Annotated in this window: 9 protein-coding genes; 8 read left to right on the top strand and 1 reads right to left on the bottom strand. The window is 40.1% G+C overall.

Going from position 1 to position 13780, the window contains the following annotated elements; genetic code table 11:
- Positions 1-136 precede the first annotated feature (136 nt).
- Positions 137-589 carry an REP-associated tyrosine transposase gene (locus tag PESP_RS14820; protein ID WP_089348720.1) on the bottom strand — a complete coding sequence of 151 codons (453 nt, stop codon included), beginning with the start codon at positions 587-589 and terminating at the stop codon, positions 137-139.
- Between the two features lie 476 nt (positions 590-1065).
- On the opposite strand from PESP_RS14820, the gene pdhR reads away from it, so the two are divergent.
- From pdhR to PESP_RS14780, 8 genes are all read left to right on the top strand, one after another.
- The gene (pdhR, locus tag PESP_RS14815) at positions 1066-1815 is read left to right on the top strand and encodes a pyruvate dehydrogenase complex transcriptional repressor PdhR (RefSeq protein WP_089348719.1); all 750 of its coding nucleotides are present in this window, start codon (positions 1066-1068) and stop codon (positions 1813-1815) included.
- A 91-nt stretch (positions 1816-1906) separates the two neighbouring features.
- Entirely contained in the window at positions 1907-4573 is a 2667-nt protein-coding gene (gene aceE, locus PESP_RS14810; protein WP_089348718.1) for a pyruvate dehydrogenase (acetyl-transferring), homodimeric type, read from the top strand.
- A 10-nt stretch (positions 4574-4583) separates the two neighbouring features.
- A complete protein-coding gene (gene aceF, locus PESP_RS14805; protein WP_089348717.1) occupies positions 4584-6494 on the top strand; it encodes a pyruvate dehydrogenase complex dihydrolipoyllysine-residue acetyltransferase in 1911 nt (636 codons plus the stop codon).
- A gap of 334 nt (positions 6495-6828) precedes the next feature.
- The gene (gene lpdA / locus PESP_RS14800; protein ID WP_089348716.1) at positions 6829-8256 is read left to right on the top strand and encodes a dihydrolipoyl dehydrogenase; all 1428 of its coding nucleotides are present in this window, start codon (positions 6829-6831) and stop codon (positions 8254-8256) included.
- A 232-nt stretch (positions 8257-8488) separates the two neighbouring features.
- On the top strand, positions 8489-9175 hold the full coding sequence (locus PESP_RS14795) for a tRNA-uridine aminocarboxypropyltransferase (RefSeq protein ID WP_089348715.1): 687 nt from the start codon (positions 8489-8491) through the stop codon (positions 9173-9175).
- 904 nt (positions 9176-10079) lie between these two features.
- Positions 10080-11084, top strand: a complete 1005-nt coding sequence (locus tag PESP_RS14790) for an extracellular solute-binding protein (RefSeq protein WP_089348714.1) — start codon at positions 10080-10082, stop codon at positions 11082-11084.
- Entirely contained in the window at positions 11084-12715 is a 1632-nt protein-coding gene (locus PESP_RS14785; RefSeq protein WP_089348713.1) for an ABC transporter permease, read from the top strand. Before PESP_RS14790 ends, PESP_RS14785 begins: the two co-directional genes overlap by 1 nt.
- Positions 12716-13765, top strand: coding sequence for an ABC transporter ATP-binding protein (locus tag PESP_RS14780; protein ID WP_089348712.1), 1050 nt, complete (start codon positions 12716-12718; stop codon positions 13763-13765).
- Positions 13766-13780: the final 15 nt, after the last annotated feature.

Below are 13780 nucleotides of genomic sequence, written 5' to 3'. Positions count from 1 at the left end.
AGATTGCTCGGCTAATGGTCGCGGGGTAAACCCGCTGCTACGATATTGCGTAGTCGCGATTTTACATCGCGCAATACATGGTGCTTTTAAGTTATATTTTGGAGTTGCGGTTATTCGTCGCGGGGTAAACCCACTGCTACGGATTTAAATAAACGCTGTCCCAATATGGGTAATCTGCAATGTTTTTTATTAAATGTGCACGTAATGGGTTGGCGACTATGTATCTAGCGCAATGAGTTAAATCTTCATCACTTCTGACTAAATGGTCATAAAACCCTTTTTGCCAAAGTTTTTGTTTACTGAATTCTCGGTACACAGTTGCAGAGCGCCCTTTAAAATTTCTGATTACCTCACTTAATGTTGCTATATCGTTTAATCGAAACAACCAATGAATATGATTCGGCATTAATACAAATGTATTTGAGTTAATTTGCTTCTCTTTCTCTAGATTTTTCATTTCATTGATTACTGCTCTATTACTTATTAAGTTTGTGAGTAGATTTTTCCGTTCGTAGCAAACTAACGTAATAGCATAATAGTGGTTTGCTTTAGATATTCTTCCTTTACGTAATAAATATGAGCTATGCATACCATTCCTATATTTTAGTAATTACAGAGCAATTAATTACACAAGCGTAGCAATTTTTATGGACTTGCGTAGTCGCGATTTTACATCGCGCAATGCCTACATCGCTTAGGGCTTATATCGCGGTGAGCTAATTTGTCGCGGGGTAAACCCGCTGTTACGGTTTTCTCTAATTCAAAAATTAATTTCTTCAATAAATTCAACTAGAGCTATTATTCTAAACCTATCTGGTCAGACCATTTGTTTTCATCTTATTAACTTTTAAGTTAACTTGCCTTAATTGAGCATTGTTTGAACTTCGTTCAAAATGCGTTACGCTACTCTAATTGCTCAAATTAGCGGTAAATTGACAGTTATTAGCCTTTTTGATACCTTATTGAAAATTTTTGGTATGACCAATTTACCTTTTGGGTAAATCGTCAAGCTCTAGGCCTTAAAAATTAGGCTTTTTAGTATTTATACAACGTGGACGTTGATTAATGTCTTTAAAGATTAAAGCAGCAAAATTATCTGATGTTATTTTACAGCAACTTGAGAATATGATTCTTGAGGGCTCATTAGCGCCAGGTGAAAAACTGCCGCCAGAGCGTGAATTAGCAAAACAGTTTGAGGTGTCTCGCCCCTCACTACGTGAAGCCATCCAAAAGCTAGAAGCTAAGGGGTTGGTAACACGCAGGCAAGGCGGTGGCACGTTTGTAAAAAATCAGCTTGAAGAAGGCCTTACCGATCCATTATTTGATTTGATCAGTAAACACCCTGAATCTCAATTTGATTTACTAGAATTTCGTCATGCACTTGAGGGGATCGCTGCTTATTATGCTGCGCTTCGTGGTACCAGCACCGATTTTACCAAGGTTAAACAAAGCTTTGATAAAATTGCTCAAGTTAATAACGATTTACAGCTAAAAGCCAAAGCAATTAATGCGTTTCACTTTAGTGTAGCTGAAGCCTCACACAACGTGGTTTTACTTCACTTGGTGCGAGGCATGCAAGCGCTACTTGAGCAAAATGTATTGCAAAACTTAACGGTTTTATTAAAAAAGCCAGATATTAGCAATCAGTTAGCACAGCACAGGCGTTTATTAATGGATGCCGTAATAGATGGCAATCCAGAACAAGCTCGTTTAGCAAGTAATGCTCACTTAGCATTTATTGAAGAAGCATTACTTGAAGCGGGTAAAGAACATTCGCGAATTGAACGTAGTTTAAGACGCACAAAACAAAATTAAGCTAATACGCTGTACTTATTGAACACACAAATTAAGTATACGTAGTATTAAATTAACAACATTCGTATTTTAAACATAAGGAAACCTCCATATGTCTGAAGTCAATAAAATTGACGTAGACGCGCTAGAAACACAAGAGTGGTTACAAGCTCTTGAATCAGTTGTGCGCGAAGAAGGTGTTGAACGAGCTCAGTATTTACTTGAGCAAGTGTTAGAGCAAGCCCGTTTAGACGGCGTTGATATGCCAACTGGCACTACAACTAACTACGTTAATACTATTCCAGTAGATCAAGAACCGGCTTACCCAGGGGATGTAAACCTTGAGCGTCGTATTCGTTCGATCATTCGTTGGAATGCAATCATGATTGTATTACGCGCATCGAAAAAAGATCTCGACTTAGGCGGCCATATGGCGTCTTACCAATCGTCTGCTGCTTTTTACGAAGTGTGTTTTAACCACTTTTTCAAAGCACCAAATGACGTAGACGGCGGTGACTTAGTTTACTACCAAGGTCATATTTCTCCGGGTATTTATGCGCGCGCATTTGTTGAAGGTCGCTTAAGTGCAGACCAGCTTGATAACTTCCGTCAAGAAGTAGATGGCAAAGGTTTACCTTCATACCCACACCCTAAGTTAATGCCTGAATTTTGGCAGTTCCCTACGGTATCAATGGGCTTAGGTCCAATTGCATCTATTTACCAAGCACGTTTCTTAAAATATTTAGACGGCCGCGGCTTAAAAGACACTAAAAACCAACGTGTATACGCGTTTTTAGGTGACGGTGAAATGGATGAGCCAGAATCACGCGGCGCAATCTCGTTTGCTGCTCGTGAAAAGCTAGACAACTTATGTTACTTAATTAACTGTAACTTACAGCGTTTAGATGGCCCAGTTATGGGTAACGGTAAAATTATTCAAGAACTAGAAGGCCTGTTTAAAGGCGCTGGTTGGAACGTAATTAAAGTTGTATGGGGTAGCGGTTGGGATATCCTGCTTGCTAAAGATACAACAGGTAAATTACTACAATTGATGAACGAAACAATTGATGGCGATTACCAAACATATAAAGCTAAAGATGGTGCGTACGTACGTGAGCATTTCTTTGGTCGTTACCCAGAAACAGCAGCCCTTGTTGCTGATATGACGGATGACGAAATCTTTGCACTTAAGCGTGGTGGTCATGAGCCATCAAAACTTTATGCTGCATTTAAAAAGGCTGAACAAACTAATGACCGTCCTACTGTAATTCTTGCTAAAACGGTTAAAGGTTACGGCATGGGTGAAGCAGCGGAAGGTAAAAACATTGCGCACCAAGTGAAAAAAATGGACATGAGCCATGTTGAGCACTTACGTGACCGTTTAGGCCTACAAGATTTAGTATCAGAAGAGCAAATTAAAGATCTTCCATACTTAACACTTGAAGAAGGTTCAGAAGAATACAAGTACTTACACGCACGCCGTGATGCACTTAAAGGTTACACACCTACACGTATTCCTAACTTTAGCGAAGAGTTAAAACTGCCAGAAGTAGAGGCATTTAAGCCGCTACTTGAAGAGCAAAAGCGTGATATTTCTACCACAATGGGCTTTGTACGTGCACTTAACGTGTTACTTAAAGACAAAGGCATTGGTAAAAACATTGTGCCAATTATTGCCGATGAAGCACGTACATTTGGTATGGAAGGTTTATTCCGTCAAATCGGTATTTACAATCCACATGGCCAAAACTACACCCCTCAAGACCGCGATATTGTTTCTTACTACAAAGAAGCAACATCAGGCCAAGTACTTCAAGAAGGTATTAACGAGTTAGGTGCAATGTCGTCATGGGTTGCTGCTGCAACATCATACAGCACAAACGATTTACCAATGATCCCGTTCTACATTTACTACTCTATGTTTGGTTTCCAACGTGTTGGCGACATGGCATGGATGGCGGGTGACCAACAGGCACGTGGTTTCTTATTAGGTGCTACGGCTGGTCGTACTACGCTTAACGGTGAAGGTCTACAGCACGAAGATGGTCACAGCCACATTCTTGCAAATACGGTTCCTAACTGTATTTCTTACGACCCAACATACGCATTTGAAGTAGCGGTAATTATTCAAGATGGTATTCGTCGTATGTACGGTGAAAACCAAGAGAACATTTACTATTACCTAACGCTTATGAACGAAAACTACCATCAGCCAGCTATGCCAGAAGGTGCTGAAGAAGGTATTCGTAAAGGTATTTATAAGCTTGAAAGCTACGAAGGTAAAAAAGCCAACGTACAGCTACTTAGCTCAGGTACTATCATGACTGAAGTACGTAAAGCAGCGGCAATTTTAAGTGAAGATTACGGTATTGCATCAGATGTTTACTCAGTAACGTCATTCAATGAGCTTACGCGTGATGGTCAAGATGTTGAACGTTTCAACATGCTTAACCCAGAAAGCGAGCAAAAAACAGCTTACATTACGAGCGTGTTAAACGACTCAGTAACTGTTGCCGCTACCGATTACATGAAAAACTACGCAGAGCAAGCGCGTTCATTTATTCCAAGCAGCAACTATAAAGTGCTTGGTACAGATGGTTACGGACGTTCTGATAGCCGTGAAAACTTACGTCGTCACTTTGAAGTTAATGCAAGCTACGTGGTTGTTGCTACGTTATCTGAACTTGCTAAACGTGGTGATGTTGAAAAGTCAGTGGTTGTTGAAGCAATTAAAAAGTTCGACATTGACACAAACAAACTAAATCCACTGTACGCATAAGAGGTTTGCAATGAGTATTGAAATTAAAGTACCAGATATCGGTGGCGATGACGTAGAAGTAACCGAAATTCTAGTAAGCGTTGGCGACAAAGTAGATGTTGACCAATCTTTACTTACCGTTGAAGGCGATAAAGCATCAATGGAAGTACCTGCTGCACAAGCAGGTACAGTAAAAGAAATTAAAGTAAGCGAAGGTGACACGGTAACAACCGGTTCGTTAATTATGATTTTTGAAGGCGAAGAGTCAGGCTCACAAAGCGAGCCAGAAGCGCCGGCTAAAACTGAAGCGGCTGCACCTGCAGAAGCTTCAGGCTCTGATACTCAAGAAGTCACCGTACCAGATATTGGTGACGACGAAGTTGAAGTAACAGAAATCATGGTTGCCGTTGGCGACAGCGTAGATGAAGAGCAGTCAATTTTAAGTGTTGAAGGCGACAAAGCATCTATGGAAGTGCCTGCTCCATTTGCAGGTACTGTAAAAGAAATTAAAGTAACCGAAGGCGACAAAGTAAAAACAGGCTCTTTAGTGTTTGTTTTTGAAGTTGCCGGTTCAAGTGCACCAGCATCAGATGCGCCTAAGCAAGAGTCTGCACCAGCAGAGCCTGCTCAAAGTGCACAGCCGAGCACTAAAGAAGTAAACGTACCTGACATTGGCGATGATGAAGTTGAAGTAACTGAAATCATGGTAGCTGTTGGCGATAGCGTAGAAGAAGAGCAATCTATCTTAAACGTTGAAGGCGACAAAGCCGCGATGGAAGTACCAGCGCCGTTTGCAGGTACAGTTAAAGAAATTAAAGTAGCTGCGGGCGACAAAGTAAAAACAGGCTCTCTTATTTTTGTATTTGAAGTTGCCGGTAGTGCACCTGCAAAAGCTTCTGCACCTGCTGAGCAAAAGCCAGCGGCTGCACCTGCAAAAACCGAGTCTGCGCCAGCTCAAGCTGCACCTGCGGCTAAAGCAAGCAACGAAAGCTTTGAAAACAACAGTGCATATGCACATGCATCGCCAGTTGTTCGCCGTTTAGCGCGCGAGTTTGGTATTAACTTAGCAAACGTTAAAGGCTCAGGCCGTAAAAACCGCGTAGTTAAAGAAGACGTGCAAAACTATGTTAAAAACTTAGTTAAGCAAGTTGAATCTGGCCAATTACCAGCAGGTAAAGGCAATGCGGGCGGTAGTGAACTTGGTTTAATTCCTTGGCCTAAAGTAGATTTTGCTAAGTTTGGCGAAATTGAAGAGAAAAAACTATCTCGTATTCAAAAGCTGTCGGGTAAAAACTTACACCGTAACTGGGTACAAATACCACATGTTACACAGTTTGACGAAGCTGATATCACAAGCCTTGAAGTGTTCCGTAAAGAGCAAAACGTGTTAAGCGAGAAGAAAAAGCTTGGCGTTAAAATTACACCGCTTGTGTTTGTGATGAAAGCGGTAGCTAAAGTACTTGCTGAATTCCCAACGTTTAATGCATCACTGTCTGAAGATGGCGAAAGCTTAATTCTTAAAAAATACATAAACGTAGGTGTTGCAGTAGATACACCTAATGGCTTAGTTGTTCCGGTATTTAAAGACGTGGACAAAAAAGGCATTATGGAATTATCTCGCGAGCTAATGGATATTTCTAAAAAGGCACGTGAAGGTAAGCTAACGTCATCTGATATGCAGGGCGGCTGTTTTACTATTTCTAGCTTAGGTGGTATTGGCGGTACGGCATTTACGCCGATTGTTAATGCACCAGAAGTGGCTATTTTAGGTGTATCTAAATCTGAAATGAAACCTAAGTGGAATGGTAAAGACTTTGAACCTAAACTAATGGTTCCGCTGTCTATGTCGTACGATCACCGTGTGATTGACGGTGCTCTAGCAGCACGCTTTACTGCAACGCTTGCTAGCTACATGAGCGACATACGTCAATTGGTGATGTAACACCAATTTTATTAAAAAGGCGATCATTCTAGCGAATTAAATAGCACTTTAACGGCGTCAGAAATTACTCATATAGGAAAAACTATACAGCGTAATTTCTACCTTGTTATAGCGCTATTTTCTTGTCGCGATAATTGCTCGCTAATTTAATTCAATTGATGTTTGCAAGAAAAATAAAATCAAATCCCAGCCGGTTGTTTTTAGCTGGGATTTTTACCATTTGCAATGATACAATCTTTGCACTATTTGTGAATTGCTCTGATTTTCTGCCCATGCAGAAACATGGCAGTTAAATTTTAGGGCTGTGTCCCGTTCAAACAATTAAGGTAATAGCATGAGCAACGAATTAAAAACTCAAGTTGTTGTACTAGGCGGTGGTCCTGGTGGTTACTCTGCGGCTTTCCGTGCTGCTGACTTGGGCTTAGAAGTTACATTAGTAGAATCTCGCGAAACATTAGGCGGTGTATGTCTTAATGTTGGTTGTATCCCTTCAAAAGCACTTTTACACGTAGCTAAAGTGATTGATGACGCTGCAGAAATGTCATCTCACGGTGTTTCGTTTGGCGCGCCGCAAATTGATTTAGATAAAATCCGTTCTTGGAAAGATTCTGTAGTAAGCAAGCTTACTGGCGGTATCGACGGAATGGCTAAAATGCGTAAAGTAAAAGTAGTAAATGGCTACGGTAAATTTACAGGTAGCAACACTTTAGCTGTTGAAGGCAGCGAAGGTTCAACTACTATTACGTTTGAAAACGCAATTATTGCTGCAGGTTCTCAACCAGTTAACTTACCTTTCATCCCAGAAGATGACCGTGTGATTGATTCAACTGGCGCACTAGAGCTTAAAGACGTACCTGAAAAACTACTTGTATTAGGTGGTGGTATCATCGGTCTTGAAATGGGCACAGTTTACCGCTCATTAGGTTCTACAGTAGATGTTGTAGAATTTGCAGACCAACTAGTCCCTGCTGCTGATAAAGACGTAATTAAAATTTACTCTCGCTACGTTAAAGACAAATTTAACGTTATGCTTTCAACTAAAGTTGTTGGCGTTGAAGCGAAAGACGATGGCTTATACGTATCATTTGAAGGCAAAAACGCCCCAGCTGATGCCGTACGTTACGACAAAGTACTTGTAGCTGTTGGCCGTACTCCAAATGGTAAGCTTTTAGATGCAGACAAAGCAGGCGTAAACGTTGATGAGCGTGGCTTTATTAATGTTGATAAGCAATTACGCACTAACGTAAACCACATCTTCGCAATTGGTGACTTAGTTGGCCAACCTATGCTTGCGCATAAAGCGGTACACGAAGGCCATGTTGCTGCAGAGGTTATCTCTGGTCAGAAGCATTTCTTCGACCCTAAATGTATTCCATCAATTGCGTACACTGACCCAGAAATCGCATGGGTAGGTGTTACTGAGAAAGAAGCAAAAGAGCAAGGTTTAAGCATTGAAACTGCGGTATTCCCGTGGGCTGCTTCAGGTCGTGCAATTGCATCTGCTCGTACAGAAGGTCAAACTAAACTAATCTTTGATAAAGACAGTGGTCGTATCATTGGTGGTGCTATGGTTGGTATTAACGCAGGCGAAATGCTTGGCGAAATCGGCCTAGGTATTGAAATGGGCGCTGATGGCGAAGATATCGCATTAACAATTCATGCTCACCCAACATTGAACGAATCAATCGGCCTTGCCGCTGAAGTATTTGAAGGTTCAATCACTGATTTACCAAATAAAAAAGCAGTTAAAAAGAAGAAGTAATTTAACTTTTTAATTTAGTTTTTAAAGACCCAGCTTTTGCTGGGTTTTTGTTTTTACAGCAGGAATTTAAATAGATAAATAAAATGAGCGTCAGTTAGTATGTTTTTTTATTTTGAGCTGATAGCTGATAGCTGATAGCTGATAGCTGATAGCTGATAGCTGATAGCTGATATCTATTCCCTAGGATTTTAGCTACAATACGCGCCGATCAAATTTAAGGTAATTAATCACTGTGGCCAATTCTTTTAAAAACTCTGTACTGGCATTACGCGCCCAGCAAATTAGCGAATCGCGACGAGAATTTAATGCCCGCGGTGGTAAAATGGACCGCTGTGAGCAGTGTTTAATTGCCAAACATTACTGTATTTGTGAAGGGGTTGAGTACGCTCAGTGCGATGCTGCAGTGTGTTTACTAATGTACCATAACGAGAGTTTTAAACCGTCGAATACAGGGCGCTTAATTGCACAAATAGTACCTGATAACCACGCGTTTAGGTGGGATAGAACAGACCCTGATCCTGCACTTTTAGAGTTAATTAACGATTCACAATACCAGCCTATGGTGATATTTCCGCAAGAGGATGTTCAAGAGGGCCGAGCAGTCACTGAGGTCAATATTGAACACGGCAAAAAGCCACTGTTTATATTTTTAGATGGCACCTGGCGTGAAGCTAAAAAAATGATACGAAAAAGCCCCTACCTTGACAACTTACCGGTATTATCAATTACTGCGGATAAGCTCTCAGATTATCGTTTACGCGTTGCCCCGCATGCTTATCAGCTAGGGACTGCGGAAGTAGGAATTATGGTGCTCGCGCTGGCGGGGGAGCAAGATGCAGCCTCAAAGCTTGAGCAGCACTTTATTAAGTTTCGTGATGCGTATTTACTCGGCAAGCGAAATAAGGGTAGGCCGTTATAGTGCCAATCTATAATACCAATCCTCAAAATAGATCACTTAATTAAGCGGATTGGTATAACTTAATCATTTAAGAGCCGAAGCTAATTGATATCAGTCGCTTGCATACCTTTAACATTAAGTAGGCAAAGCACTAAATTTTGGGCAAAGAAAAGCGCGCTCTATCTCTAGGCGCGCTTGCGGAATCTTCTAATTTTGCATCCTGCAATTGAACTTAATCAACTCCAATTTTTACTTATCCATGTTATTACGATATTACTTTTTAGTTCTATGTAATTTAGGCTATCCGGGCCTATCTCCCTTAAATCCTTAAACATCCTGTAATGGTAAAATCTATTACTTAATCCTATTCGCACTTCCTAGTGCAGTCCGTTAAATCACAACTCCATTGCGTTGCCGCGAGGGCCTGTCCGTTTATTCCTGCAACATCCTGTTGTACAACAATCCGCTGTTGTTATCCTTTTCGCATCACCCTGATGCTATCCTTTGTGCAACAATCCATTGCGATACTCATCCTGAGTCTGTCCTAGTTTCCGTGTTTTCCGTAATAACCTAATCATTGGTTGTTCGAGTAAGCAATCCATTTCCATTTACTCGGTAAGCATCACTGCTTGGTTGATGTAGTAATTATAGAGCTTGTTGTTAACTAAAGTAGGTTAAAACTGCATTCAATTAGCATATGCGCAATAGTAAATTTAAAAAATAACAATAATTACAATGGCTTAGGTTTTGGGGGGCGTTTTTTTACGTTGCTTTTTACTCATTAGCTGCCAGTACCGTAAGAGATCTCTTACACTGTATTTCCTTTTTCGACATTAATTACTTATTTACATTTATTTAAAGTGTGTACATTTTGACTGATCACGGTAAAATTATTTGATAATAGTTGTTATTTGGGCAAAACAATATGAAAAAAATATTCGCTATAATTTTAGGTTTAATCACTGCTACGCCTGCTTTTGCAAGCGATGTTGTAAATATATACTCTTTTCGTCAACCTTATTTGATTCAGCCAATTTTAAATGACTTTACTGAGCAAACTGGCATTAAAACTAATGTGGTTTTTGCAAAAAAAGGGTTAATTGAACGTGTAAAGCGTGAAGGTAAACATAGTAAAGCAGATCTAGTTTTAACATCTAACTTTAGTGCGCTTATTCAATTAGAAGACCTTAAATTAACTCAGACAATAAAAAGCGAGCATGTTGATGCTAACGTACCGGCTTCTTTTCGCGATGAAAACGGGCAATGGGTTGCTCTAACAAAACGTGTTCGCAATGTGTATTCATCAAAAGAGCGCGTAGGCCCACTTGCTGAACTAACCTACGAAGATTTAGCCGATCCAAAATTTAAAGGGCAAATTTGTACTCGCTCAGGTAAACACCCATATAACTTAGGTTTAATTGCCTCTATGGTAGCGCACCACGGTGAGGAAAAAGCTAAAGTATGGCTTGAAGGTGTTAAAGCAAATCTTGCGCGCAAGCCTCAAGGTAATGACCGAGCTCAAGTAAAAGCGGTAAAAGAAGGGCTGTGTAATTTAGCTTTAGGTAATAGCTATTACCTTGGCAAAATGATCGAAAATAAAGATCAGAGAGCGTGGGCCGAAGCGGTAAATATTAATTTTCCTAATCAAACAAACCGTGGTTCACATATTAATGTATCAGGTGTCGTTATTACTAAATATGCCAAAAACCCTGATAATGCATTAAAGCTAATCGAATATATGACAGACACTACGGCTCAAAATACATATGCATCAGTTAATATGGAATACCCTGTAAAGCCAGGCGTTGAGCTTTCTAGCTTAGTGGCATCTTGGGGGAGTTTTAAAGAAGATAACCTACCTTTAAATGAAGTTAGTAAATATCGTTCTGTGGCACTTAAATTAATTGACGAAGTTAAATTCGACCTTTAATGAGCGATAAATTTAAGCTGTCTAAATGGCAGCTCTTTGCTTGGTTAGTGGGGCTGTTGTTATCGGCGCCATTATTCTTTTTAGTCGTTGAGTCGTTAAAGGGTGATTCAGAGGTATTTATACACCTTTGGAACACTGTTTTATGGGATTATATTTTTAACACCGTTGTACTTATTTTTGGTGTGTGCTTTCTCAGCTGTTTTATTGCTCTTCCTCTTGGTTGGCTAACAGCATACTGCCATTTTCCTGGTAAAAGGCAGTTTGAATGGGCGTTAATGCTGCCACTTGCAATGCCAACTTACATTATTGCATACGTTTATACCGACTTACTTGATTATGCAGGCCCTGTACAAATAGCGCTTAGACAATGGTTTGGTTGGCAATCGCCAGATGATTATTGGTTTTTTGATATACGAACATTGCCAGGGGCAATTGTGATGTTGTCGTTAGTGTTATACCCCTATTTATTTTTAATTTTTAAAACCGCACTACGCGAGCAGTCATTTAAACTTGTACAAGCTAGTCAGCTTATGGGGCTTTCACCTTCACGCAGCTTTTATAAAGTAAGTTTGGTTCTTTCTCGTGGCGCAATTGTTGCTGCGCTTGCTCTTATTAGCATGGAAACCATGGCTGATTTTGCCACTGTGAGCTATTTTGCCGTAAGCACCCTTACAACCGCTGTTTACGACACTTGGTTTGGTTATTACTCACTTACTGCGGCAGCAAAAATATCTGGAGTCATGCTATTACTTTTATTCTTAGCATTAATTACGGAGCGTTTTAGTCGTCGAGATCAAGCGGTATTTGAGCGTCAAACAAGTGTTAATAGCGAAGCGCTTTATCAGTTAAGAGGTAAATCTGCTTGGTTCGCTACTTTATTTTGTAGTTTTATTTTAGCAATCGCCTTTGTTTTACCTGTGGCTGTATTATTGAGTTACGCAGTTACTTATTTTGATAGCATATGGAGTAATGCGCTTTTAAGCTATGCATGGCAAAGTCTAAAAGTTGCCACAATTGTTAGTGTGATAGCAATTGTATTAAGTGTTTTTGTTGTTTTTTATCAGCGAATTGCAAAACAAGCCCACCCTTTAATACCAGGTCGGTTAGCAAGTACAGGGTACGCCTTACCAGGTACTGTATTAGCCATTGCAGTACTATTACCGCTTACACTCATTGAAAACGCTTTAAACACTATGCTTGAGCCTTACCATTTAAATATTGGCTTATTGTTAACCGGTAGCATAGTTACTATTATTATTGCCTATGTCGTTCGATTTTATGCTATTGCGCATGGCGCTATTGAGTCTAGCTTTGTACGTATTAGCCCCTCGCTTGATATGGCAAGCCAATCTATGGGTAAAAGCCAGAGCCAAACTTTGAGGTTAGTGCATTTACCTTTGTTACGACGAGGTATTTTAACTGCAGCACTACTTGTTTTTATTGAATGTATGAAAGAACTTCCTGCCGCCTTATTACTTAGACCTTTTAATTTTGAAAGTTTAGCGACCCATGTTTTTCAGTATGTGAGTGATGAGCAGCTTGAGCTGGCTTCTCTTTCTGCATTATTAATTGTTGTTGTTGGCTTAGTGCCTTTATATTTTATTAATCGTTCTATGGAGTCACGCAGTTAAATGGGCAGTTTAGTTTTACAAAATGTGAGTTACTACTATAACGATACACCGGTTATAGACGGCTTAAACTTAACCGTAGGTAAAAATGAAATTGTATGCTTACTTGGTGCTAGCGGCTGTGGTAAAACGACCACCTTAAAAGCCATCGCAGGTGTGCTAGAGGCAAAACAAGGACGTATTTTTGTTGATGGACAGCTTGTAAGCGACGAGCAAACTTTTACACCGCCTGAGCATAGAAATATTGGTATGATGTTTCAAGATTATGCGCTATTTCCTCATTTAACAGTGGCAAGTAATATTGCTTTTGGGCTCGATAAAGCAACTAAACTACAAAAGCAAACACGCGTTAATGAGATGCTAAAGCTGGTGCATCTAGAAGACTGCGGTGATAGATATCCTCATCAACTTTCAGGTGGTCAACAACAGCGCGTAGCTATTGCGCGTGCACTTGCCTATAAGCCGAGTTTATTGTTACTTGATGAGCCATTTTCGAATATAGACCCACTGGTGCGTTTTGAGCTAATTGCAGATATTCGGCGCATTATAAAGGCGGCAAAAGTTTCAGCTGTGTTTGTAACACATTCAAAAGAAGAGGCATTTGCGTTTTCAGACACGTTAGCAATTATGAGTAGTGGAAAAATTGTTCAGCACGGTACGCCTGAGCAGCTTTTTTCAATGCCAAGTTCAAAGGTGGTTGCAGAATTTCTTGGTCAGGGCATATACTTAAGCGCAAAAGTGTTAACAGCAGCTGAATACCAAACACCTTTAGGGGTTGTTAAATCGTTTAATGAGCACAGTGATAATTCAAATATTGGACAAATATATATTCGACCGCACCACATTGAATTACACAAGCACAATGGGCAAACAAGTGCTGCTTATACAGCTAAAATACTTAGCCAGCGCTTTATTGGCTCTGCTTATATTTACAGTTTAATTATTGCAGAGCAAGAAATTGAAGTTGCCGCTCAATATGGCCAATCATTTGATATTAATGAGTCGGTTATAATAAAAATAAAACCGCACACAGTGAATTTTTTCAAACTATGAGTTGATTTGTTATTC

The sequence above is a fragment of the Pseudoalteromonas espejiana DSM 9414 genome (genome assembly GCF_002221525.1).
Taxonomy (GTDB): domain Bacteria; phylum Pseudomonadota; class Gammaproteobacteria; order Enterobacterales; family Alteromonadaceae; genus Pseudoalteromonas; species Pseudoalteromonas espejiana.
Note: the sequence above shows the minus strand (reverse complement) of the source record. Positions and strands in the feature narration are given on the sequence as shown.

Coding starts and splice junctions, on each gene's coding strand:
- aceE (WP_089348718.1), top strand. CDS start 1,907: ATGTCTGAAGTCAATAAAATTGACGTAGACGCGCTAGAAACACAAGAG.
- PESP_RS14785 (WP_089348713.1), top strand. CDS start 11,084: ATGAGCGATAAATTTAAGCTGTCTAAATGGCAGCTCTTTGCTTGGTTA.
- PESP_RS14790 (WP_089348714.1), top strand. CDS start 10,080: ATGAAAAAAATATTCGCTATAATTTTAGGTTTAATCACTGCTACGCCT.
- PESP_RS14780 (WP_089348712.1), top strand. CDS start 12,716: ATGGGCAGTTTAGTTTTACAAAATGTGAGTTACTACTATAACGATACA.
- pdhR (WP_089348719.1), top strand. CDS start 1,066: ATGTCTTTAAAGATTAAAGCAGCAAAATTATCTGATGTTATTTTACAG.
- lpdA (WP_089348716.1), top strand. CDS start 6,829: ATGAGCAACGAATTAAAAACTCAAGTTGTTGTACTAGGCGGTGGTCCT.
- PESP_RS14820 (WP_089348720.1), bottom strand. CDS start 589: ATGCATAGCTCATATTTATTACGTAAAGGAAGAATATCTAAAGCAAAC.
- aceF (WP_089348717.1), top strand. CDS start 4,584: ATGAGTATTGAAATTAAAGTACCAGATATCGGTGGCGATGACGTAGAA.